Annotated in this window: 6 protein-coding genes; 2 read left to right on the forward strand and 4 right to left on the reverse strand. The window is 56.8% G+C overall.

Features of this window, described 5'->3' with window-relative positions; translation table 11 throughout:
• Nucleotides 1-5 precede the first annotated feature (5 nt).
• On the reverse strand, nt 6-2,612 hold the full coding sequence (locus tag Poly21_RS13415) for a glutaminase family protein (RefSeq protein ID WP_146407505.1): 2,607 nt from the start codon (nt 2,610-2,612) through the stop codon (nt 6-8).
• A gap of 59 nt (nt 2,613-2,671) precedes the next feature.
• Here Poly21_RS13415 and Poly21_RS27530 point away from each other — a divergent pair, with 59 nt between their 5' ends.
• On the forward strand, nt 2,672-2,908 hold the full coding sequence (locus tag Poly21_RS27530; RefSeq protein WP_302118854.1) for a hypothetical protein: 237 nt from the start codon (nt 2,672-2,674) through the stop codon (nt 2,906-2,908).
• Here the strand turns inward: Poly21_RS27530 and Poly21_RS13420 are convergent.
• The 3 genes from Poly21_RS13420 to Poly21_RS13430 all read right to left on the reverse strand — a co-directional run bounded on the left by Poly21_RS13420 (nt 2,899) and on the right by Poly21_RS13430 (nt 8,139).
• Nucleotides 2,899-5,169 (reverse strand): glycoside hydrolase family 2 protein, encoded by a 2,271-nt coding sequence (locus Poly21_RS13420; RefSeq protein WP_146407506.1) that lies wholly within the window; start codon nt 5,167-5,169, stop codon nt 2,899-2,901. The genes Poly21_RS27530 and Poly21_RS13420 overlap by 10 nt on opposite strands.
• A gap of 184 nt (nt 5,170-5,353) precedes the next feature.
• On the reverse strand, nt 5,354-6,466 hold the full coding sequence (locus Poly21_RS13425) for an aldose epimerase family protein (protein ID WP_146407507.1): 1,113 nt from the start codon (nt 6,464-6,466) through the stop codon (nt 5,354-5,356).
• Nucleotides 6,463-8,139 carry a solute:sodium symporter family transporter gene (locus Poly21_RS13430; RefSeq protein ID WP_146407508.1) on the reverse strand — a complete coding sequence of 559 codons (1,677 nt, stop codon included), beginning with the start codon at nt 8,137-8,139 and terminating at the stop codon, nt 6,463-6,465. The genes Poly21_RS13425 and Poly21_RS13430 overlap by 4 nt, the downstream gene beginning before the upstream one ends.
• A gap of 789 nt (nt 8,140-8,928) precedes the next feature.
• Here Poly21_RS13430 and Poly21_RS13435 point away from each other — a divergent pair.
• Nucleotides 8,929-26,502 carry a dockerin type I domain-containing protein gene (locus Poly21_RS13435; protein WP_146407509.1) on the forward strand — a complete coding sequence of 5,858 codons (17,574 nt, stop codon included), beginning with the start codon at nt 8,929-8,931 and terminating at the stop codon, nt 26,500-26,502.
• Nucleotides 26,503-26,538 lie beyond the last annotated feature (36 nt).

Raw genomic sequence — 26,538 nt, forward strand, 5'->3', positions numbered from 1 at the left:
GGCGATCAGTCCTTGGTTTTAGCGTCAGCTTTTTCCGGTAAGAGTTCGTCGATGCCGGCATCGATGTATTGTCCTCCAGTCGACTGATGACAGTGAATTGCCATCACGTTCTCGCCTTGGCGAAGTGCCGAAGAGGGAATTTCGAATAACTGGTAGCTACCGGAAAATCCGCCGACGTCAGCGACGAGTTTCCCATTGAGATACACCTGCGCATCTTCATCATGATACATGCGCAGCGCGATCTCCGCTGGGATCGGGCCGTCGATTTGGAAGGTGCGGCGGATCCAAATATCCGATGAATTCCATTTCGTCGCGATCGTCGTGCCGGGGGTTTCATTGGTACCGAAGCCACCCATTCCCTCCTTCCAATTCTCAGCCGTGTAGTCTTGACTCTGCCAAGCTCCAGTTGGCTTTTCAAAGGTGTATTTCCACTTCACGTTGGCATTGGCGCTCGTTGGTACGATCGCGCGAGTTTCGCGCGGCAGTGGCATGGGCGCCCAATCAGACGCTTGCGTTTCGTCCATCGCGGCGTCTTTGGACCAGACCGCTGAATCGTAAAGCAGTTTTAGGAATACGCCGCCGACCACAGGCCGGGCGGTAAAGCCTCGCTTCTTGGCTGTCGAGGTGAAGTACCAATCCGTCATCGGCGAGCGGTCAGGCGTTGCGTTGAGGAACTCATGGACAGGGCCAATGAGCGCGAGGAAGTCGTCGCGATCTTCGGTGAGCGTGGCCGACCATAGGATCCAGTCGAGCTTGGTGTAGTCGGACCGGTTATCCAGCGGCAAACCATACTTGTTTTGAATCTTTCTGTAGTATGCCATCTCCGTGTCGGCGACTTCCGCGGGGAATAGATCCAGCTCAAGGATCCGGTCCCAGACTAAATTGTATTTCTGGCTCCAGGTGCCGCTGCGGTCGAACGCCAATCGATAATGGTCACCATCGTTGGCGGCCTTCATCCAATCTTGGACCATGTTGTGAGCCATGTCGGCATACTTCTGGGCGTTGGCGTCGTCACCGCGCATCTGGCACATCATGGCATAGGAGCCGAGACCACAAATGGCCTTGGCGCTCAAGTTGACGTTGTGGGCGAGGTGACCGGAGAAGTCGTCTGTGCTGAGTTGATTGTCGAGATCGTACCCCTTTTTCTCGAGATACTCCGCCCATTGTGTGAGTTCGTCCCAATACAGGCCCGCGAAATCGGCATTGCCTTCCATTTTGGCGAGAGCACCAAAGAGAATCAGCATATTGCCGCTCTCTTCCACTTGCATCTGATTGGTTTCGTTCGTTTCACCACCCCCGTATACCTGGCCGTTGGCTTTGGGATACGTGCCCAGGTCATGGGGTGCAAAAGGGAACGGCCAACGATCCGACGCCGCGTAGTCCATGAATGGGACGAGCACGGATTTCGTCAGCGAAGGGCCGAATAGTAAAAACTGTGGCATCATCGGATAGAACACATCCGACGTCGCAATGCACCCGTTGGAATGGTTTTCTTTACTGAACTGGAGTGGTTGCCCGTTGGCGTCGGCGACAAACTTGCCCGCCGCAAAGCACTGGCGAAATGCCAACGCTCCGATGTCCGCGTACTTCTGTCCGCCAGCTGATTTCAGGTCGGACATCAATTCGGCGTCAAATTCTGCACAGCGAATTTCCAGTTCCGCGTGCTCGTTGACCGCCGCTTCGATGAGGTCCTGAGCTTCCCAACCGTCCTTCCGCCAGTACGGGCGGAGTTTCTTCGTCATGAACTCAATCGAATACAGGTCGTCATAGGCAATCAGGGCATACCGTGAAACCGGTTCACTACCGACACTGCCGATGGTCATGGCAATCGCAGCAACGACGCGATCGGCGGCGACGGGGAATCGTGGCGTGTCGGAGGTAATCGCGGCAGGTCCGGCCTCGGCAAACGCATCACGAAGTTTGTCTGCGGAACCGAATGCGGCAGTCGCCTGGTCCACTCGTGGTGCGGTGACGTACAGATAACCCCAGTCAATCCGCAGGTCATCGCCGGACTTGCCGAGTACCTGCTGGGTGACCGAACCGAGTTTCAATCCTGCCGCATTGCTCGTCGCAATCGTTTCACCGGTAACCTTCTGATTGCCTTCGTTGGTCGCCAATTCGCCACCTGCATCGAAGTAGAACTCGACTTCGTGGGTCTTCTCGTCGACTGCTGAAACCTCGCAATTGATATAGGTTGTCGGACGACTCAGGATCTCGATATTCATCGGGAGCGCAGGCGTGGTGAACATCAATCGCACCTGCACACCGCCTCCCGCAAAGTGATAGACCGTTCGTGTCGGCAGCACTTCGACGGAGATCTGTTTCATCGCGGCAATGGTTTGGGGGCCACCACCCATTAATCGGTACGCATGGCCGTCAACGCGGACGATCGCGCTCATCCGCTGTGGCTTGCCGGTCCAATGAGTCGTCTCGGCAGCCCACAAATTGTCGGACTGCGACCAAACGCTGAAATACGGGTCGTGGGCTACCAGCGGAACTGCGGGAGGGCGGAACGCGGTTGCATCAGCGCTCGTGCCGAGCGTGGGGGTTGCTAGGAGTCCGACGAAGCAGGCCAGCAGCAGACGGTGCGGGTTGAAAGAGTGCAGGTTCATGGTTTAGTGAGGGAGGTGGGAGACACGGAGCTTGGTCTGGGTTTTACTCCAGAGCGACGGTGAATTTCTCGGAACTGGGGGCGAACCTGGCTGGGAAGGTCGCCGAGGTGATGCAGGTGCGAGGCGAGGGCCGTACGACACCGGGCAGTGTCGCAAGCTCGGTCGCTTCCGCGACTGGGGTTACGAAACTAACGGTCGGTCAAGACGTTCCGCTGTTGGGCGAGTCATGCCGCACTTTCGAAAGGCTGGACGACCGTTCGCTGCAGAACACTCTGCCTCAAAGGGATTATTCGTAGAGTCGCTGGTGCAACTCGTGGAGCTCCTCAGCAGGGATTTTGATGACCTTGCGGTCGTAGCTCATCAAGCCGTTGATCTCGCCCTCGACATCGGTCGTCTGTGTATACACGCCGCCAGCGATTCCTTGAAGGCGAAGTTGATCGAGAATCTCCAGAGATTTCACGTAACGATCGCGGTACTCTGCTTTTGTTTTCGGCAGCCCTCCGTAACCCCAGTTTTCGCGTGAGGCATCCCAGAGGTGTCCTTCGACGGGGTATCCATGACCACCGAATTCGCCGACGACGCGGACGTAGTCTTTGTATCGCGCCGGATCGAATGGGAAGCTAGGGTTGGGATAAGAGTGCTGGTCGGCGATGTCACCGACCGGCCAGAAGTTTCCGCCGCTGGCGATGTTAACCAAACGTGATGGATCTCGCTCGACCGTCCATTTGCCGACTTCCATCGTACGATGTTGCCCCCACGCCTCATTGAACGGCCCCCAGATGACAATGCAGGGATGATTCTCGAGTTCATCGATCATGCGTTCGAATTCGAGCATGAATTGTTCGTGTTGTTCGTCCGGCCACTCAGCGTCGACCGGATTCTTGTCCATCCTCGTCCACGGTGGATTTTTGCCGCCACTGACTTGATCTTGCCAGACCATCATGCCGATCTGGTCACAGTAGTAATAGTAGCGACGCGGCTCGATTTTGATGTGTTTTCGAATCATGTTAAATCCAGCGGCCTTGAGCCACTCGATATCAAACTTCATGCCTTCATCCGAAGGTGGAGTCAGCAATCCATCCGGCCACCAACCTTGATCGAGTGGTCCCCAATGGAAGATCACTTCGCCGTTGAGTGTCATGCGGAGATTGCCGTCTTTGTCGCGAATCTTGCCGACGGTACGAATGCCCGCGTATGAGTTCACGCTGTCGAGTACCTTGTCGTTGCTGTCAAGCAAAGCAACTTCGAGGTGGTATAGCTGCGGTGAGTCAGGTGTCCATCGTTTCGCGTGAGGAACGGTGATTGCGATCTCATCGGCCACGCCGCTGTAATTGGCAACCACCTGGTCGGCGTCTTTGACGACAACGCTTACCTTGGCAACGGCATCGCTGCTCTCGATCTCCGGTATAATCGTGATCGTGCCCGTCTGGGCATCGGTTGTTATGGTGAGATCGGCGATATGACTGGCAGGCACCTGTTCGGTCCACACCGTTTGCCAGATCCCCGAGACCTGGGTGTACATAATGCCGCCGGGATTACGACGCTGTTTTCCATTGAGTTGCCACGCTTCGGTCGCATCCTCGACCCGCACGATGAGTTGGTTATCCCCGTCCTTGATCGCCTCGGAGATATCAAGCGTGAAAGGTGTGTTGCCACCAACGTGTTTGCCTACCGAGGTTCCGTTGACGAAGACTTCGCTCGCATAATCGACGGCCTCAAAGTGTAACAGCGTTCGTTGGCCATCTGCCCTCCTGGATGGGAACGTGCGGCGATACCACAATGCCTCGTCTTCACTAAGTAGTTCTTGCACTCCACCGAGTTTGGACTCCAAGCAGAACGGTACCAAGATCTCGCCATCCCAAGCTCTCGGTTGTTCGGTTTGTTTGATGTCGGTGACGGCATAGTCCCAGTTTCCGTTGAGGTTGTTCCAGTTGTCACGGGCCATCTGCGGACGGGGATATTCCTGCCACACATTATCGGGTGTTACCTCGCTGCCCCACTTCGTAATCAGTTCCGAAACGAACGGTTTCATCTTCGGCAGCGAGGGCACGTGATCGCCATCGACCACATGCACGTCGATGTATTGTCCTCCATTGTTCTGACGACAGTGAACTGCCAAGGTGTTCTCGCCGGCTTTCAAAATACCGCGTTTTGACTCCTCAATCGGAATGGTTTGATAGTTATCGGCCCAGCCTGTCTTAGAGACAACGAGTTCGCCGTTGATAAAGACCTCTGTGTCTTCGTCGTAGTGCATCAGCAGCGCCGGATGGGCAGGCACGTTGTCAAGCGAGATGGTCTTGCGGAGCCAAATGTCATTGGTTTTCCAAACGGTCCCAATGCGTGCATTGGGAGTACCGCGGGTACCAAATCCACCCTCTCCCGTCGTCCATCCGCTATCGTCGAACGCGGCGCTTTGCCAACCATCGGCAGGTTGCTCAAGTGAGTACTTCCAAGGCGTGCTGTCGAGTCGCTCGGCATAACTCTCCAAGGCCGGGAGCAGTGCGAATATCGCTCCCAGGCTGAGCGTGAGGATGTCGGGACGGCGTGGGACGTTCATGATCATGGTCAGTTTGTGGGGACGACGGAAGAGTGCGAGAATGAGAGTGGAGACGTTAACCCGAGCAGTAAGTTGGCATTGTCTGAGTAGGCGAGTATCTCCGAGACTCGCGGCCAAGTCTCTCCAAGACTCGCGGCCAAGTCTCTCCTACTCACAGCAAGTAGATTCAAGCTCTCCGTTGAACTTACTTGGTCGAAAACGCGAACACGGTTTGCGTTTGATAAGTTTCACCCGGACGCAAGATCGTCGAGGGAAAGTTCGGTTGATTCGGGCTGTCTGGAAAGTGTTGAGTTTCCAAGCAGAAGCCACTGCGATGCCCGTAGGTCTTCCCCGATTTTCCCTTCAATCGACCGTCAAGGAAGTTGCCGCAGTAGAATTGAATGCCCGGTTCGGTGGTGCTGACTGTCAACGTTCGGCCGCTAACAGGATCGAATACCTCTGCTGCGAGAGTCCGCTCGCCCGACTTGCCGTCTTTATCGAGAACCCAATTGTGGTCGAAGCCGCCGCCGAAGGTGAGCTGCTCGTGATCGTCGCCAATATCACGACCAATGGCCTTGGCTGTGGTGAAATCGAATGGTGTGCCGGTGACCGAAGGTGTCTCGCCGGTCGGGATCAAACCTTGATCAACCGGAGTAAACTGACTCGCGTTAAGTTTCAGTTCATGGTCGAGGATACTACCCTCGCCTTCGCCCTGAAGATTGAAATAAGTGTGCTGAGTGAGATTGACCGGCGTCGCTTTGTCTGTTGTCGCGTGGTAATCAATGACAAGTTGGTTCTCATCGGTGACCGTGTAGGTAACCGTCACATCGAGGTTGCCGGGATAGCCTTCCTCCATGTCTTTGGCCAGATAGTTCAGTTTAATCGAACGGTTATCGGCCGACTTCACTGTCCATACGACTTTGTCAAAACCGATGATGCCACCGTGCAAGGAGTTCTCACCATTGTTGATCGCGAGTGAATAGGTTTCACCGTCGAGGGTGAATTTGCCTTTCGCGATTCGGTTTCCGTAGCGGCCGACAACGGCACCGAAATAAGGCTTGTCGACGGCATTGATATAGCCTTCGACGCTATTGTAACCGAGGACCACATCGGCACCTTTGCCATCGCGGTCGGGCACCACGATCGATGTGATGATCGCGCCGTAGTTAGTCACCTTCACGGTCATGCCATGATCATTCGCGAGCGTGTACAGCTGGATCGAATCAAAGTCTTCGATCGAGGCGCTGGAAGCCGCTGAGACTGGTGAGGCGGTGAGCGTCATAAGAAAAGCCAAACAGGTTAGAGTCAACGTTTTCATGTGGATTCCAGAACTGGGGGATTCGAAGAAGTGGATTCAGGAGCGAGCACAGAAAAGTCTGCAAAGCTGATATAGATCGCGAAGACAATCAGAATCAGCAGGCAGCCTGCTGGCACGGCAAGTCGCCACGGGGTCATGTCGACAGCGCCAACATCTTGCTGTTCGAACTCGGTTTCTCGCGGCCAGATCTCCCCGATCACTAGCATCAAAACAATCAGCCATGAGAACATGAGCCCGAGAAAATGAAAGTCGTGGAGCGAGGCGACAATTTTGTCAAACGGTGAGACAAAGTAGCCAATCGCAATTCCGGAGAATCCAACCAGCAAGGCGATCTTCGCGGCAATGGCGGGCACCCGGCGAGTGAGCATTCCGACCAGGACGACGGCAAAGATCGGGATGAAGTACATCCCGTTCATCTTCTGCAGGTACTCAAAGACACTCGTTGTTTGCGCCAGTAGTGGTGCCACACTCATGGCGACGACGGCCACGATCCAGCCGAACACCTTGCCCGACCGCACCACGCTGGCTTGGTCGGCATCTTTGCGGAACACTCCCTTGTACAGTCCCAGACTGAACAGGGTGCAGGAACTATTCAGGGCTGAGTTGAAACTGGAGAGAATCGCACCAATCATGGCGGCCGCAAAAAAACCGGTCAGCGGCGGTGGGAGGACGCGGTTGACCAGCCTGCCGTATGCCTCGTCGGGCTTGATCGCTTCGCCCGCGAACATGGAGTAAGCAATCATGCCTGGAACGACGAGGAACAATGGCCCGAGCAATTTGAGTGCCCCCGTCAACAGCACCCCTTTTTGACCCTCGGCGAGACTCCTGGCTCCAAAAGTTCGTTGGATGATCTGTTGGTTGGTGGTCCAGTAGAACAACTGGATGATGAAAACGCCGGAAAAGAGCGTGCCAAATGGGACGGAACTCTTCGGGCCGCCGATGGAATTGAATCGCTCTCGCTGTTCATCGAGCAGGGATTCTGCGCCAGCAACCATGCCGGCGTCCCCGCCCAGGGCCGATAACGCGTAGACGGTAATCAGGAGGCCGCCCACGAGCAAACCGACGCCGTTGAGCGTGTCAGACACCGCAACGGTTCGCAAGCCGCCAAACAACGCATAGATGGATCCGATAATCCCAACCGCCCAAATGATTAGCCATAACGCCAACGTATTGGGGGCGATGCCCAGGATCTCGGGGAGGCTACCGAGCATCGAGGGAACGTCGAGTATCCCCATCATGCCGAGCGCACCGGTGTACAAAATGATCGGCAGCAAGATTCCCACGTACGCCAATAGAAAGATCAGGTTTGTGATGACCTGGGTCTGATGGTCGAATCGAATCTCAAGGTATTCCGGTACCGTCGCCACGCCGCTCTTGAGGAATCGTGGGAGGAAAAACCACGCCATCAGGACGAGTGCGATCACGCACACAACCTCCCAGACCATCACGCACAGGCCGTCGGTGAAAGCGAGCCCATTGAGCCCCACCATCTGCTCGGTCGACAAATTCGTCAGCAACAGCGAGCCCGCAATTAGCGGAAAGGTGAGCGACCGTCCGCCGAGAAAGTAACCTTGAGTACTGGCGTGGTCGTCCTTCCGCGTGATCCACCACGTTAAAATGCCGACCAGGCCGGTGAAAAAAAGAAAAGAGACGATGGTGATCGCGAGATCCATTCGGGGCCTTCGTGCATGCTGGGACGGTGGAGGTGCTTTTCGGCGCGATGGGTGTCGACTGAGACGAAACCCACCCCAACGTACGTTTAGTCGAGCGTTTCGGCGACGCCCCCTGGTCGCACAAGGGCTATCAGGCGTCCCCTGTGGTTCGACTCAGCGGCGTTAGATAGCACAGAGCCCCTACTTTAACGGCAGGCAGCGAAATGACAATGAGCTGCGCTCGGTATTCCCACACGACCGAGCGACGTTGCCCGGCAATTCGCTGCTGCCCCTCAGCCCGGCGGGGTTGGAAGCGCGACCCGTGCCGCGCCGACCCGCTCTGCCGACGCCGCCGGCAGAGCTCTGGCGGCCTCGGCCGATCCGCCTGAGCGACCTGAACGAGGCACCCATTTTGGCTGGTTCCCACTGCGTCTTGAGCCGATATAGCAGGAGCGGGTTCTTGAGGGAACTTTTCCTAGTTTGCCAGCATCAGACGACCTGGGTGCGTTGCGACTGGTGCAATCGTTTTCTCCAGTCGTCAGCGGCGCAAACCCTTCATGGAACGTGATTTTCGTTGCTAAATAGGGCTTGTTAATTACACTCGCACGGTGAGACTGAGCTAAAGTTGCGCAAGTCTCGCAGCTTGTCTAGATTCGCACTCTCGACGCGACCGTTTTTTGGTGCTTTTACGGGGCATGAGCGGTTCAGCTTTCGAGATTGTATTTGCAACATGAATTCCAGCTTCCTGCCCTCCGCTTCGCGTGACCCTGTCGGTCACGGGGGTTTTGGGGCAGCAACACGAGGCCACTGATGACCATCGGTAAACCGGGCAAATCTTCTTCCAATCGCAGTTTTCGCAGTGCTCTGGCTGATCGGCTTGGGTTGGTAGGTCGCGACGGCAGCACTCGCAAGTCAGGCAAACGCTCGTCGAGTGCCCGCAATCGCCGGGCCGCGATCGAGCGACGATTGAACACGCAAATGCTCGAGCCACGCCAGTTATTGGCGGGGCCGGAACTCGTTGGGATTCAGCCCAATAGCGGTCAGTTGATCCAGGGTGGATCTTCCCTCGGCAATGCGCCATTGGTCAACCCAACGGTATTGCAGACCTCGCCGAACGAGTTGCTATTCCAGTTCGATGATAATTCGTCGATTGACGTCTCTACTCTGCTCAATTCGGTCGGCGTCAATGACGACTCGGTTTCGCCGAAGGGGCTCAGCATCACCCGCGCGGGGACCGACGGAGGATTCGAAGCGGCCAGTGCGATCACCGATTTCGGCACCAGCAGCAATGCACAGGTGGTGAATCAGGTTGAGGTCGAGTTCCGCGCATCGGCGCAGAACCCAGGCGTCGAGGGCAATGGTACCATCGTTCGGTTGATCAGCGCCAATCTGCCGCTCAGCGCCGCGCCTGTTTTAGTCACCGCCGCGGATCCCGATTTAAAAACTATCGATATCCGCCTCAACAGTAATCCCTCGCGTCCCGCGACCGTAGCGGATTTGCTTAAGGCTCTGAATTCGTCGCCAGCCAACCAAGTGGTGACCGCATTCTCGGTTCATGGTTCAACTCAGACGCCCATCGGTAACAAACTGCCCGCTGGCGGTCAGACGCTGACGCTCGATGGTGCCAACACGGCACGCGCGACAACGGACATGGGCTTGGGCCCAACCACCCAAGTACGATTCTTGGCGAGTCAGTCCGGTGAAATTGGCACGTCAGTCAGCGTGAAAATCATCGGCGCAAACCTCGGTAGCTCATCGACGCCTCTGGTCAGCGTTGCCAATAGTATCATCACCGTTCGTTACAACACCGCGACGGGCGCCAGATCGACCGTGGGTCAGTTGGTGGCGGCGGTCAACAGCAGTCCAACGGCGTCGAAGTTGGTGCAAGCGTCATTGCAACGTGGAAGCACCGGCAGCGCAATCGCTACGGGCTTCACTACGGTCACGTCGACAGCTCCCAATGGCCTGGCATTGCAGGGTGCCACTGACACTGTCGTCACACCGGGCTATGTCGGGATTGGCGATCGCCCCAATGAGGTCGTTTTCCGGTTCGCCGAGGCGTTGCCAGACGACACCTATCAAATCGAAATCTATGGCAGTGGTGACCGCGCGCTACGCAATACCAACGACGAAGCGTTCAATGACGGCATGGATTTCGCCGTGCAGTTTGGTATCAATGCGCCGCCACGTGTCTTGGCCGTCGTGCCCGAGCCTGTGTCCAAGGTAAACGGTCGGCTGATTTCCGAGCCGAACGTCGCTGAGGTGTATTTCACCAGCGATGTCAACGCGTCCGTTCTGAATAAAGATTTTTATACGGCGGTGTTCACCCGTGACACCGTGACGGGTGGTGACGACGAACCGATCAAACCGATCAGCGTCGAGCCCCTCAATGGTCGCACCGATGCGGTTCGCGTGATCTTTGCCTCGCCATTCTCGCGAACACCCGATCCTGACAATGCAGGTGCCTTCATCGATGGTGCGGTGCGATTCCGGATCGGAGATGAAACGTTATTGCCCTCGGATCCTAGTGTGATTCCGGTGATCGAAGCCGGGGACAGCATTACCCGCAATCCCCTGTCGCCGGTGACCGAGCCGGGACCGATGGTGATCGGGGCGTTCAACGGCAGCAATACAGATCAAACTACCAGTGTTCGGTTAACCGGCGGGAGCATCGTTAACCCGACCGACTACGACCTGCAGTATCCGGGCGGGTCGGGTTATGAAGGCGTGCGAGACATTCGTCCAGATGATCCGACACGTAATGATCGGGTCGTGCCACTGGGCGTTTGGCGCGAAGACGGCGATATGACGCCAGGCATTAGCACGATTTATTACAATTTCCCTGATTCGTTTCAGGGCGAGGATTTCGGGACCCAGACGACCGACCTCAATCAAACCTATCTCAATCTGATCACCGAACAGCAGAAACGGCGCGTTCGCGAAGTAGCGTCCCTGTTCAGCGAGTACCTCGGAGTTCAGTTCATCGAGGTTGGTCAGGATGCTGCCGCTGCGATTTCGAGTGCAAATTTTAACGGCCCATCGGGACCCATTTACAGCATTACTGTGGGCGAGCTGTCGGGCACGTTCGATGGCAGCGGTGTGCTCGTCAACAGCGCCGCGGGTGGCGTTACCGTCGCTACCCGCAGTCTCGATGACCTGGGTAAAACCTTCCTGGCAGGGGATCCCAATGCGTCGACTGCCAATGGCAATGAATTGATCGTGCTCGACGGTCAGGACTTCGATCAGAGCACAGACGATTTCACCGGCGGCGAGTTTTTCCGAGGTGTGTTCCTCGGCGTCGGTCAGCTGCTCGGCTACGGATATGCCGACCATCTGCCGCAACCGATCACGCAGTCGACCGAGAGCGTGCTCGATCCGATCATGCCGACGCAGAATCAAATTCCAGCGACCACCGATTCATTGTTGGAGCCTAACGAGTCGTCTTTCCCCGCCCCAGCGGATATTGTCAACGGCCAGTTTTTGTACAAGCCTGAAAGCAATGACATCGACTTGTACAAGTTCACGTTAGCGAATGCGGGAACGATCAACATCTCGACGATCGCCGAACGATTGTCATCGTCGAGCACCCTCGACACGATGCTGCGACTGTACCGAATCGAAGGTGGTGTGCCGATCGAAATTGCCGCCAACGATGACTACTTCAGCAACGACTCGATGATTGAAGTTAAAGTCCAAGCGGGGGAATACGTCGTCGGCGTTAGCGCCTCGGGCAACGATAACTACGACCCGATTATTTCAGGGACTGGTATTGGTGGGGTGACTCAAGGCGATTACGAAGTCTCGATGACGTTCACGCCGACCACATCCGCCGCCGACGCGATTTCCGATGGTAGCCAAGTGCTTGATGGTGACGCCGATGGCAAGGCCGGCGGCTTATTCCAGTACTGGTTCGAACCCAACGATTCGAACACCACCGTATTCGTAGACAACGCGGCAACAGGGGCCGGATCGGGGACTCTCGGTTCCATTACCAACCCATTTAAAACACTCAATGCAGCCTTCCAAAATGTGGAATCCCGCCGGCTGACTGAAAACGCAGTCGAAGTCGTCCGGGTGGTCACAGGCGGAACGTACCAGATCGGACGGAATCAAAACGGAGCTGCGCTAACGACTGGCGAGCTGACGGACATTCAAGTTCCAAAAGACGTGAACCTGATCCTCGATGCTGGTGTGACCTTCGAGATGCGTGGCAGCCACATCGGCGTGGGCAGCACGTCGGCGTCGCAGGACCGCAGCAACGCATCAGTCCAGCTGCTGGGCACGCCAGACGAACCCGTCCAGTTGGTTGGTTATGGGACCAACCCGCAAAAGGGCACGTGGGGTGGCATCGATCTGCGTGGCGATATTGACTTCGCCGACGACAGTCGAGTGAATATGGAAAACAATGGTGTCTTCTTAAACCACATCCAGTACGCGGACATTAAACATGCCGGTGGCGTCGTCAGCATCGACGGTGTGCCGCGAACGGTCGCAGCGATAGAATTGGCCGATACACGTGCTACCGTCATTAACAGCATGATCTCGCTGTCGGCGGATGCTGCCATCGCCGCTACTCCGGACACCTTCGCGGAAACGCGCTTTGACGAGTCGCGTTATCAGAACGAAGTCGCTGCGGGGGCGGGGCTGGCACCGTATTTCACGAGCGATTTTGTGCGTGTCGGTCCTCAAATCCGTGGCAACACGATTCTGAATAACACCTACAACGGTTTGTTGATTCGCATCGACACTCCGACCGGTGGTAGTCTGGAGAAACTCGATGTCAATGCGAGATTCGACGACACGGACATCGTCCATATCTTGATCGACAACTTGATCATTGAAGGCAACGCGGGCGGGCCAGTCAGCTTGCACGAGCCCCCGAGCCTGTTGCTTGCCCAAGCCAATGCGGTCGTGAATACGCCCACAACACCCGCCCAGGTCGCGGGTGAAGTTCCCGCCGGTAGCTACGCATATCGTCTCACCTATGTGACCAAAGACGGATTTGAAAGTGCCGCCAGCGACCCCAGCGTCACGGTCACCTTGAGTGGTACTGGCAAGATTCAACTCAACAGTTTGCCCGCGGTTTCCAGTGATACCGACTATGCGGGCCGACGTCTGTACCGCGCTCCGGTGACCGGAACCGACGCCAACGGTTTGCCGATTTACGGCGAGTTCGTGCGGGTAGCACGCCTGAATACGAGCTCAACATCGTTCGTGGACACCGTTGCGGTGGGGTTGACCCCGCTCGACCCGGAACGTGTGAGTGACACGGGCCTGGCATTGTCCGGTCGCTTGGACCCCGGCCTGACCATCGATCCGGGTACCGTGATCAAACTCAACCAGTCTCGCATCGACGTTACGTTTGGCGCAAGGTTGTTTGCTGAAGGAACCGCGACGGCGCCGATCGTGATGACGAGTCTCAATGATCGTCGCTACGGTGCTGGTGGTACTTTCAATACCAATGGGTTGTTCCAAGATTCAACCCCGGGTGCCGAATCATCCCTGCAGGCAGGTGATTGGGGGGGCGTGTTCGCAGCCTTCGGCGCCGACGCATCCTTCGACCATGCCGTCTTCGCCGGTGGCGGTGGAACGACGCGAGTGGAAGGTGGCTTTGCCAGTTTCAACGTGATCGAGGCCCACCAAAGTGACTTGCGTGTCGCCAACTCGCGGTTCGAAAGCAATGATGACGGCCGCTCGTTCGTCAACGATGACGACAACAGCAATAACAACCCCGATAACCCGCTGGAACAACGCGTGGGGCGTGTCAACAACGCCAGCGGCACTATCTTCGTTCGCGCCGCCCAACCGGTGATCATTGACAGCACGTTTGTCGATGGCAATGGTCCAGCGATGACTTTCGACGTCAATAGCTTCAGCTGGGAGGAGGTGACTGATCATGGTCGCTCCACCGCCAACCCGGATGCGATCGATCTCGCGGATAACCTCGATGCGTTGAACATGCGAGGTAACAGTGGCCCGTTGATCAAGGGTAACGCGATCAATACGGATGGTAGCGATGACGGTGGTCTCGCTGGGATGGAAATTCGCGGAGGCAAAGTAGCCACCGAAGTGGTGTGGGATGACACGGACATCGTGCACATCGTTCGCGATACCATCGAAGTCCCCAATCAACATATCTATGGTGGTCTGCGGTTGGAGAGTGATGCCCGAGCGTCACTGGTGGTTAAGTTCGCCAATCAGGACCAGGACATCGACGATGCCTTGTTGCAACGCCGCGCTGGCATCATCGTCGGTGGCAACAGCTATACCGCCGAAGATGAACTCATCGATATTGCTGACCGCGTCGGCGGAAGCCTGCAAATTGTCGGCATGCCCGATTTCCCCGTCGTCCTGACGTCGCTCGTCGATGATGCGGTCGGTGCTGGGTTCACACCCGATGGCCGCGCCAACGTGGACACCGACAATAACGGTATTGTCCTCGACCAACGGACGTCCACTGGCGATAGCGATCGATTGCCGCAGGGCTTGCCGATCAGTCCGTCCTTTGGGAACAACGATTCGGAAGTCGACCTCGGACGCGAAGGCGGCAGTGTCGCCCCCGATGCGCCCTATCTGATCGATAACGACGTCCCTGCCAATAGCGTGGGATATCTGCAAACGGCGGTGGGAAATGGCGGACGGATCGATTCCATCACCGTCACCGGCTTCGATGCCGCCCAGCAGCAACAGCTCGCCGCGGCCAACCTGGAGTTTCTGTATACGACGTTCATCAACGTCACGCAGGATTCTCTACCAGGCATCCCGAACCCGGCGCCTGTCGAGCTGTCCGATGCCTTCTTGCCAAATCAGCCGATCGCAATTGACCTGACCAGTGACGACCGTGTCGTCAGCAGTGGTACCTATGACATCGATTACGAGATCGCGGGCAGCCCTGCGCTCGGCACGCAATACGCAACGATTTTCGGTCGACAAATTCGCTGGAAGGCGGAGACGTTCATTCTCGACAATCGAGGCACGATCTATACCCAACTCAGTTTTGAAACCGTGGACGGTTTGCCGTTTGATGCCGGACGTGTTAACGCGATCGATGTGATCAGTTACGACAATAGCGGCAGCCCCGGTTTGAACGATGGCAACAATCTGTTGTATGAAATCGGAACGCCTGGTCAATCGGACTTCCGATTGATGACGGTCAACCAGGATACCGGCGTGGCGATCAGCCACGGCGGCGTGTACACCAATGACTCCTTCAATCAGAACAACGCCACCTATACTGGATTCTCGGCGGGTTCGACCTACGTTCTCGGTCAGATCAACAATGATCAGTTGGTCACCGGATTCGGCACGGCGCTCAACGGGGCCCAGTTCCAACCGGGACTGCAGTTCCAAGCGGGAGCACCGACCTTCGAAGGCATCACGGCCGGGACGTCCGCGATCGGCCCCGCTGGCGATTTTGATACCGCGCATCAATGGCGCCTTAGCAATAGCGCCACCGAAGCTCTCGTGACCTCGTTCATCGAGTTCATTCCTTCGGATCCTGCGTCCGATCCATTCCCATTCGATACTTCGAGCAATCTACCGGGTGTGGGTAGCTGGGATGGCATTGTTATCCGTGAAGCTGCGTCAGACTCCAACGCTTCCTTGACTGCTGAGAATGAACCCGCCAACGTAGGCAATAGCGACACCAACGCGTTGGCGAGTCGTTCGCAGTACCTTGGCGAGCTCGCTCCTGACCGCGCATCCGGTGACGAAAACCGACGGCTGGGATTGATCGTCGATGGTGAGCTGTCGAGCAGTGGTGATGTTGACGTCTACTCATTCGTTGCCCAAGCGGGCACGCAGGTGTGGCTCGATATCGACCGCACGAATTTGAGCCTCGATTCGATCGTGGAGTTGGTCAACGCGAACGGGCAGACGATTGTGCTGTCCGACGACGCCATGGCCGAAGCCGCGAACATCGAAGAACTGCTCGCCCTGGACATCGCGGATCCCTCCACAGCAGCACGTCGTGCCGAGTTGACCCGGCTGATCAGCTCTCGAACCGGTCGGGGTGCTGACGGTTTGAGTATCGCCTCAGTATTCGGTTTAGCCACCGGCCAAGTCGATGCCGGTGCCGGACTTGCGGCATTCCAAGATAACTATTCGATCAACGCTCGCGACGCTGGTATGCGAGTGATATTGCCGGGCGTGGTCGGGCAGAAAACCCTTTACCACGTGCGTGTTCGCAGTGCCATTTCGCCTCAATCCAAGGCGACGTTGACTGCTGATGAAAAGAACAAGATGGTCGTCGGCAATACCAGCGACGTGGCCGTTGATGAAGAATCCTTGCTCAACCAATCTGGTGGGCTTCGCGGTGGATTGACCCAGGGTTCGTATCAACTGCAAGTTCGCATTGAAGAGGCGGACGTCTTCGCAGGCACTCAGATTCGATATAGTGACGTGCTGTATGCCGATAACGGCGTGCAAGTGATCGGTGGTCCGATGCATAGTCCCTTGTCAGGCGAAGATTTTGAAAAGGCCAGCGACAATGGAACTCTGGCCAACGCACAGCGACTCGGACTCTACGATACGCAGTTCACCGGTGATCCCGCACTCGATGCCAACGTCGTCGTGCAACCGGATGGATCAATTCTAATCTCGCGTGATGACGCCCAGACCAACCGTGTCGACGTGTCACTCAACAACGGTGCGGGACCACTGTCGTCAGACCGTTTGGCGAAGAATATCTCCGGGACCATCGACGGCATCGATGATGTCGATTGGTATCAGTTTGAGATCGAGTATCAACAGCTCACCCGTGACGATGCTGCCCTGTACCTCGCCACTGTGTTTGATATTGATTATGCCGATGGCGCGTCGCGTGCCGACCTGTCATTGTACGTCTTCGACGTCGACGGCAATCTCGTCCTGATCGGTGGTGATTCCAACGTGGCCGATGACATCAGCTTGTCATCCGGTGGTACGACAGATCTGTCTCGGGGTTCATTCGGAACTGCGGACCCCTACATTGGTTCAGCGGAACTTCCTGAAGGCACCTACTACGTCGCCGTCTCGAATAAATTCCAAGCCCCTGCCCAGTTGGATCAGTTCACTCAGCGTGACGCCACCAACCCGCTCGTCCGCTTGGAACCCATCGACAGCACGCGGCGAATCGCCGAAGAGGGATTCAACAATCTCGGAGGGTTCTCGAACTACACCCAGGTCGCTGAAGGGCCCGTGGTACCGGTCCTGTTCGACAACAGTTCGATCGTTGAGCAAACGCTCGATGATGTCTTCCTGTACGTCAACAGTTCCTCGGGATTGTTCTTGGTCAATCCGTTCACCGGTGCTCGTTACGCCAACCTCGGCGATTTCGGCACGCAGATTCGCGACGTTGCGTTCACCGCCAACGGTGAACTGTTTGGTTACACGGTCCCGCAGAACCTCAATGACACCAACTATCAGTACACCCGCATTGACACTACCAATGCAGGCTTGACCGCGGTTGGAACGACCGGCATCGGCACGTTCCACGATCAACAGATTGAGGGCACGCCCGCTGCTCCCGCCGTCCAAGAACTTGATCAGGACAGCGACGATGGCCTGATCGTGGAAGCGATCACCATCCGTGCTCGATTTGGTAATGAGCAGGGCTTCTTTGTCGCCGATCGTCCCGTTCCTCGCCAAGGCTTGGAACCCGGCCCCGGACTGGCTCGTCAAGGTTACACAGAGAACATTCTGTACGCGTTCGATGATCAGACCGGCGAGGCCACCGGCCCCGACTTTGACCTGACACTGGCAAACGCCGGTGCCGGTACTGACGTTCGCGAAATTGGACAAATTGACACTCACGAGGACCCCGATGATGGTCTGCCTGAGGACGCCAATGTGATTGGTGTTTCAGCAGCCACGGCCGTGAATGCCAGTGGAGTTGCGGTCCCACAACTATTCGATGGCGACACATTCACGCTGACCAATGGTACTGACTTCGTCACATTCGAGCTGAATCAAGGTTACACCTTGATCTCATCGAACCCCGCGACCATTGCCAATGGGACGGTTCTCAGTGTGACATTGCCGGGCCGTACCCCGGTGAGATTCGAACTCACCAACGCCGCGAACCCCACCACGCCCGGCAATATTGTGATCCCCATCGATCGCACAGCCAGCAACACGGTGTTCATTGAAACCGTTGCTAACGCTATCCAAGCCCAAGGCATCCCCGTGTCCTTCGCGGGAACGCAGTTGGCGCTGCCGACCGCGACAGCGGTGGCGTTGACGCCTCCAGGTGGAACCGGTGTGACAGGGCTGACGCTCCGAGGCAGCAATCTTGTCCAACCAGGCAATGCCCCGGTGACGTTGTTGCCGACCGACTCAGCGGAGACGATCAGTAATCGGATTGTCCAAGCGATCTCCGTGGCCAATGCGAATGGCAGTTTGCCAACGGTGATCGGAACATCGCTTGGCAACGCGGTGAGAGTTACCGGAGTGGTGGTCAGTGCGAATTCAGTTAACGGAAATCTGCGGCTTGGTGGTTTCGCCAACGGCGGACGAATCACGGGTGTGGAGTTGATCGGCAGCGATCTTTACGCCGTCTCCAACAATGGTGGTTTGTATTTCGTTCCCTCGAGTTCACTCGGCGTCAATGGGAACTCAGGTAGCAACAATAACGTTGGGCAATATGTCCAATCGGCGACTGACCTGATCGGAATTAATTTCACCGGACTCCGCGCCGGACCAAATAGTTTGCGGGATGCCGATGGGCGGCAAATTCTCTTCGGTATCACCGGCAGTGGGACGATCTACGCGTTCAATCTCGAAGGGGAGTTGCAAGGCGTCTTCGCTGGTGGTCGCACGTCGATCGAGACCGGCGTGAGCAACGCTCAAGGACTTGATTTCTCCACTCTGGATTTCAACCTGTGGCATGTCACCGGTGCACGGGGTGATGATGCCGGCCACGGTATCAATGAATCCTTTAGCGGTGCTCGGCCCGAGCAATCGGGCAATAACTCACTGGTGTTCAACTACACCGCGGCCGCCTTCAACAATCGCTATGCCGCAGGCGAAGCCCCGGTGCAGAACCTGGGCACTGCTGCCGAAAACGTTCGCCAAGACGGTCAAACGGTTCAGAACACATACAACTTCCCCGGCGGAGCCCGCGGCGAAGTACAATCCAACGAGTTCTCACTCGAGGGTTACGCGGCAGCAGACTTGCCGATGATGTATTTCAATTACTTCCTCGAAACTGATGGTGTCGACCAGGATCTCGATGGAAATGGCAATCCTATCAATAGCCTATTCGGCAAAGATCAGGATTCACTGCGGGTCTATGTCGTTGACCAGAACGGCGTCGAGCATTTGGTGGCGACCAATAACGAGGCGCGGCGAGGCTTCTCGCTCGATGATGAGTTCGACGATCCAGCTCAAGTCGGCGTCTACGACGACGACATCGACGTCGATGTGCAGCAACTCTTCGACAATACCGGAACGTGGCGCCAGGCTCGTGTACCCTTGGACCAGTTTGCGGGCCAGTCTGGTTTGTCACTGCGGATTGAGTTCGCGACCGCAGGCACCACTTCATCGCTGACCGGCGAGATCCGTGCTGTTGGTGGATCGCAGCTTACCGATGGCGAGACGCTCACGATTAATGGTGAAGTGTTCTCGATCGACCTGGCGTCGACCGTGACGTTCTCCTCCGGTATTTCGCTGGCGGAACTCTACGCCGATCCGGCTGCCATTTCGTCGTTCACTGTTGATGGCCAACAATATGTGCTCAACGACGGTACCCGCGTCATTCCTGCCGGGGCAATCTCAATCAACGTGCTTCAGGACTTCCCTGCTGGCACGGAACTATCGCAGCTCACTGCCGGCGATATCGCTCGGGCTGTTGCAGCTCCGTTTGATAGTCAGGTCAAACTGAACCGCATGCTGCCTTCGGGAACCGGTATCGAGCAGTTCTACGAAGCGAACCCATTGCCAGTGGGCGTGGATGCGGATGACTACTACGCCGCCAACCCAGATCAGCTGTACACGGTCTACCTCAACGGTACCGAATTCATTCTCCTGGACACCGACACCGAGCGTGCCAATCTGACGCTCCCGTTCGACAATGATCTGTCGGCGGCACGCCGTACCATCGATGTATTAAGCATCTACAAAGCTGCTCATCCCGAGGCGCCAGCGAACATCACGCTTGACGACCTGACCATTGATGACGTTGCCGAAGTGGTGGGGTTGCGGATTTTTGAGAATGATCAAGCCGTTGACTATAGCCAACTCGTCCCATCGGGAACGGCGTTAGAGAACTACTACATTAATCGCGATGTGACCTTTGTGGTCACGATCGATGGTGTGGAGTATGTACTCGACGACGGTCTGCGAAATCTGACTCTCGGACAGATCAGTGTGCCACTCGGTTCCGACGTGACCCGAGCGGATATCGCGGGCGAACTGCAGGAAGTCGTTGAGAACAACACGGGCGTGCAGGCACCGGTCTTTGAAACAGTGTCATCGTTTAATTTCAGCGATGCCTCGGATCCGATTGATCCGTTCGGCAACGTCAACGTCACGGGTGATACCGGACGCAATGACCTGACCTACCAAGCGACGCCACTGCCTTACAACGGTGGGAGTATGGTCGTCGACGGTCGCGGCACGCTTGGGACGATCACGCCGACGCAGATCACCAATCGTGGCGACGTCGATCTGTCGAGCGTCAGTGTCGTCGCCGGGACCACGGTCACTGTCAAGGTGACAGCTGATCAACCTGGTGTGACAAACAATATCCGGTTCTTTGATAAGGAGGGTGTGGAGCTTCGTTCGGACAATGGCAATCTGCTCGCTGTCACCAACCTCGCTGCGGGCACGGTTTCCTTCGTTGCTCCTTCAGATAGCACGTACTTCATCGGTATCAGTGGTCCTGAAAACGCCAGCTACGATCCACGCGTCGCCGGCAGTACCGATGCCGCTCAAACGGGAGGCTACGCAGCGACCATTTCCATCGAACCGGAACTGAACATCATTGCGACCGACGCGAGTGTTGAGTTCAATGGTGCGGGGTCCATCACGACGCCTGCCACGAGCGGTTTGTCCGTCAGCAATCAGAATCCGTTGACGGGTACCCCGATTGTTGTCAGCAGCAGCGATACGCCCGATGAAGTTGCCGCGGCCCTGCAGCTGGCCGTCGCCAATCGATTTGCCGGCGGCGATATCTCGTTGGTCCCACGACTCGGCTCGGCCGTTCGCCTGCCCAACCTGACCTTCGACGCCGACCAACTTGGCCCGTTCACGACGACTGCCCAGCGCTACGGCGATCGATTCGGTGGCGATTACCAAGCTGGTACCGAAGACAATGCCCACGAGGGTGCCTACATCGATGATATCGTCATTGGATTTGCTGAGCGTGGTGAATTGGTCACATCCGCGACCCCAACGGCAGCTGACGAACCCTTTGTCGATTCGGGCGAGCTGTCGCTGACGTCGCCCGCCGAAACACCGCGACCCACTCAGTCAGGACCCTACCAACTCGAAATCCGCGACGCTTCGGAATACATCGCCTCTGGAAATGTCAGTCGGGCGTTCCCGAACACAGTCGATGGACGCTTCCGAGCCTTCGATACGAATGAACGGTTGGTCTCAGGGGCCGTTTCGCTGGTCACGAAACCAGCGTCGGAGATTTTGGACGGATCGACGTTCACGCTCGACGGTGCAAACAAACGCGTCACGTTCGAGTTTGACGTCCTGCCGGCGAGTGGTCCGAGCAACGGGTTCGCTCAGAATGCGAACCGAGTGGTGATTCAGGTTCCCTCCGATGCAACCGCTGAAGAAGTCGCCGATGCGATCATCGCACGCATCAACTCACAGCAAGTGAAGTCGATACTCGGGGTGGTCGCTAATCGTGGAAACTTGACTCAGGCCAATACGCCCGGCGACGTTCCCGATACGCAAATCAACTTGGTCGGCGCATCGTCAATTCGCACCAACGCGATCGGTGCGTCCGCGTTTGTCTCCACGATTTCCAATGACCTCCGCGGTGACTCCAATCGCGACCGCGTGGAACAGGGCGAGATCGTGATTGAGAATACACGGTTCAGCTACAATGAAGATGCTGGCCTGCAGATCTCTCGTGCGGCCAAAGAATCTGTCATCTCCCAGAGTCCGCTCGATGCCACGCCGTCGGTACTCACCTACGCTCGTAACTTTAATGAGCTCAATACGGAAAACCTGATTCCGGGTGTGGTCGTTCGCAATAACGAATTTGCCTACAACCAGAATGTCGGAATCGACATTAGCGGTTTGGAAAATGGCGGATTGGCGATGCAGAATCCTGTCGGATTTGACCGCATCATCAACAACACGCTGGTCGGTGGCTCGATCACACCCGCCGTCGGCCTCGGACCTCAAGTATTTGCTGGGACATTCTTCCCTGAAGGTGGAGTGTCATTTGCCGATAGCGTGCTGGATAGCGAAACGGTACTTGGCCCCGATGTCGAAGCCTCCTTTACCGACAGCGAAGCGGCACTTGGCTCACCGGATTGTTATGGCGTCTCGGCGCACGATCCCGAAAATGGGTTGTTTACCTTCTCGCTGGGTTCGGGCGGACATGCGACCTTTGTGTTCGATGACAATTTGCTGACGGGTAGCTCGAGTAGCCCGAGCGACTTTGTCGGCGTCGGTGACGGAGTCGCTGACCTGCAAATCTTCGAAGCGGGCATCCCTGAGCGTGTGCGAGTGGAGATCAGTCGCGACAACGTGACCTATTTCAATGTCGGTGAAATCTTCGGACTCGATAACAAGATCGATTTGGACGCTTTTGGTTTTGGTCTCAATGATCGTTTCTCATATGTACGGCTGACGGACCTGTCGCCTGCGGGCACGAATAACTTTGGTGCCGCCGGGGCAGATATCGATGCCATCGGAGCGATCTCGACGGTACCGCGAGAAACCTTCAGCCCCGGTCAGATCGGGATCCAGGTTCAGGACAACTCAGCGCCGACGTTACTCAATAATGTCGTCAGCAATTTCCAAACTGGCATTTCGATTCCACCGACGCCTCTGGCAACATCGGGACAGGTCGACTCGTCCGCTGACCTCACCGTGATCGGTGCGACGACGTACTACCGCAATAATCAGCCGTCTCGGATTTCGGGCGTCGATGGCTACGGCCAATCGGCCCAGTTCATCAATCCGAGCGACCAAGTATTCGTCGATCCGTTCAATCTGATCTTCACGCCTCAGTCGCGTACCCCAATTATTGACAGCGGTATCGCGTCGCTCGAAGACCGTGGTTCATTGATCGCCCTTCGCAATTCCCTCGGGCTGCCCGCCAGTCCGATCGTGGCTCCGCTCTACGACGCCAACGGACAGCTTCGAGTGGATGATCCGACCTTCGCGACCCCGCTTGGTGTGGGATTGAGCGGGTTTATCGACCGCGGTGCGGAAGAGCGAACCGACAATGAAGGTCCCCGATTTGTCTTAACCTCGCCGCGCGGTCAAGATTTGATTTTCGACGAAGACTCCGATCTATTTGGCCGCTCGGTCACCCAAGGATCGATTTACGACGCGTTCGAAATTCAATTGATCGATGGCATTCGACCAGCCGACACAGGCTATGGTGTGGGTGTCAACGATAACACGGTTACCAGCGAAAACCTACTTGTCACACGTTTGGTGCTCGGCAGTACCGAACCGGAGGTATTGCAGGAAGGCATCGATTACCGCTTTGCCTACGAACCTGCCGACAATACCATCCGCATCACGCCGATCGCTGGCATTTGGGATGACAACGCTGTCTACACGATCGAGTTCCTCGGGGCTCAGGACGGCAGTGTGGACGGTTATACCGCCGTCTTGAAGGCGGAGGCGGGCGTCAACTATAGCGATGGCGATCAAACGTTTATCGATGACCAAATCCTCGAAACTGAGGTGGGGATCCAGCTCACTGTACCTTCGGAATCGCTGATTTCGACCGATCCCCTGACGGGCATCTCACAGCCCGCCATCAGCGGACAAACGTTGACGATTTTCGATGGCACGCATCCCGCCGTGACGTTTGAATTTGTCACGGATGTGACCGAGCCGATTAATCCCGATGGTACCCTGCCGTCGACCGGCAACTACGCGATCAGTCTGCCTAACACCGCCTCGCCCAATCGAATTGTGCAGCTGTTGGCTCAAGCGATCAATCAGCTCGCTGCCACCCAGCCCAACATTCTCGATATCGAAGCGGTCTTCTTGGACAGCGCCACGGCCACGGCCAGTGACAGTGGCCGCTTGCAGCTGCTGGGCACATCAACCAATGCCAACAGTGACCAGAGCTACGTCGGCTTGGAAGACGATTCGATCTTCCGACATGTCAACCAAGAGCTCGATGTTCAACTGCTACCAGATAGCACTTTGGCTGGCGACGGCACACGTCTGACAAACTATAACGAAACGATCAGCGTGTTTGACGGCACGCGTGAGATTGCCTTTGAGTTTGACTCTGACGGCGTCCTCAACGTCGTCGGACCGGACGTCAACCGGGTCGTCTTGCCAGTGGATCCCGATGCATCGCCTCGGGAACTGGTGCAAACACTGCTGCAAGGCTTCCGTGACGTCGGACTCGACGTCCAAGCTTCCGGTGCGTCCGGGGTGTTCCGCGTTCGCGGGACCAACGGTCCGATTTCGGTGACCAGTCTGAGCGGTGGAGCGCTCGTGACGGGCAACAGTAAGATCGGTGTTTCGCCCGGATTCGGGCTGCAAATCCCGACGACCGAGGGTGAGACTTCGCTGGCAGTGCAAGACGGCCAGTCGTTCACGATCGCTCTCGGCCTGAGCACCCCGGTCACGTTTGAGATTGATTTCGACGGCGACCTGCTCGATCCAGGTGCGACTCCGGTCACGGTTGTCGGCGGTGGCCAGGGTGGCTCACCGGACTTGCTGGCTAACGCAATTGTTGCCGCGGTGTCGGCAGCGTTCCCAACGTTGAACCCCGTCAACCAAGGCGGGGGCCAGATCACGCTCGGTGGTGATGATGACACTCGATTGAATACCGCTAGCACGGTACTCGAACAGATCGGTTCTGCCGGTGATCCCGCTTCTCAGCCAGTCGTGATTCGCTACAACGACGATGCCGCGACTGTCGCCGCGAGCTTCGCCGATGCCGCCATCGCCGCTGGACTTGACGGCTCGGACGGCTCCGGCGTGAAACTGGTCGATAACCGCGTGTTACTGAAAACGACCAGCACGCCGCTGGGTGACTCGATCGTGACTGATTTCATCGCCGACAAGGCGGGCAATCGCCTGCAACCGGCTTCCGAACGCACAGCGTCGCAAGTCGAGATCCTGACCGGCGATGTTTACGACTACGGTGACGCGTCACTCACCTTCGGTGGTGGGCAACAGTACCCGGTCATGATTCAAAACAATGGCCCCCGACACCGGATCGTTAACGGCGATAACGACGCCCTGTATCTCGGGGCCTCGGTGACGGCCGATGTTAACGGCATCAATGATGATGGTGACATTGATGATGGCGTCATCCTGCTGGGTACGCTCCAGCCTGGATTCACGACCGATTTCCAAGTCTCAATCAATCAAGGAGCCAATGCACCCTTGCCAGCCAGCGCGAGTTACCTCGACGCGTGGTTCGACTGGAATGGAGACGGAATCTTCGGCAACGGGCCAGGAGAAGTGACGCGAGTCAGTTTCCCAGCCAACAATCCGTTCTTGATCAACACAATTTCGGTCAATGTGCCCGCCAATGCGAAGCTCGGGGACGTCCAAGCTCGGTTCCGCCTTAGCTACACCGAAGACCTCGGTGCGCTCGGTACCGCAGACGCTGGTGAAGTGGAAGACTACGTTTACACGGTCGTCGATAACCCCTTTACGGGGACCGGTGATGCCGAAGACGTCAACGCCAGCGGGAATGTAACCCCGCTCGATGCACTTTTGATTATCAACGTGCTGAATACCAACGGAGGGCCCGTTGACCTGTCCAACGTGCCCGCTGGACTGGTCCTGCCGGCCTTCCCCGATGTCAACGGCGACGGCATGATCACCTCGCTGGACGCGTTGCGGGTGATCAATCGCCTCAACACTGAAAATCCTAACCACATTCCAGGTGGTGAACCGATTTCAGCAACTCCCTCCAATGCGTTGGTCTACACCTCCGTCGCCGATGGGGTGATGGCAACCAATGCGACGGTCGCCTTTGATCCAACGACCTCGACAATGTTCTCCTCCCGCAAGGACGAGCCAGCCGGCGAGCCACTGCTGACGGAGACGCCTGTGATCGCTCAGCCGCAGAAAAAGTCATCAGAAACGAGCATTTTTGACTCGCCGATGACCATGCAGCTCGACAGCATCGTCGATGCGATCGCTCAGGACCGGCAGGATGCCCAAGCAGCACAATCCGACGACGGCACCTCCGCCATCGACGATTTTTTTGCTGAATTGATGTGATGTCGCTCGGATTGGATCGATTAGAGAGAGTGCGAT

The sequence above is a fragment of the Allorhodopirellula heiligendammensis genome, assembly GCF_007860105.1.
Taxonomy (GTDB): domain Bacteria; phylum Planctomycetota; class Planctomycetia; order Pirellulales; family Pirellulaceae; genus Rhodopirellula; species Rhodopirellula heiligendammensis.

Coding starts and splice junctions, on each gene's coding strand:
- Poly21_RS13415 (WP_146407505.1), bottom strand. CDS start 2,612: ATGAACCTGCACTCTTTCAACCCGCACCGTCTGCTGCTGGCCTGCTTC.
- Poly21_RS13420 (WP_146407506.1), bottom strand. CDS start 5,169: ATGAACGTCCCACGCCGTCCCGACATCCTCACGCTCAGCCTGGGAGCG.
- Poly21_RS13425 (WP_146407507.1), bottom strand. CDS start 6,466: ATGAAAACGTTGACTCTAACCTGTTTGGCTTTTCTTATGACGCTCACC.
- Poly21_RS13430 (WP_146407508.1), bottom strand. CDS start 8,139: ATGGATCTCGCGATCACCATCGTCTCTTTTCTTTTTTTCACCGGCCTG.
- Poly21_RS13435 (WP_146407509.1), top strand. CDS start 8,929: ATGACCATCGGTAAACCGGGCAAATCTTCTTCCAATCGCAGTTTTCGC.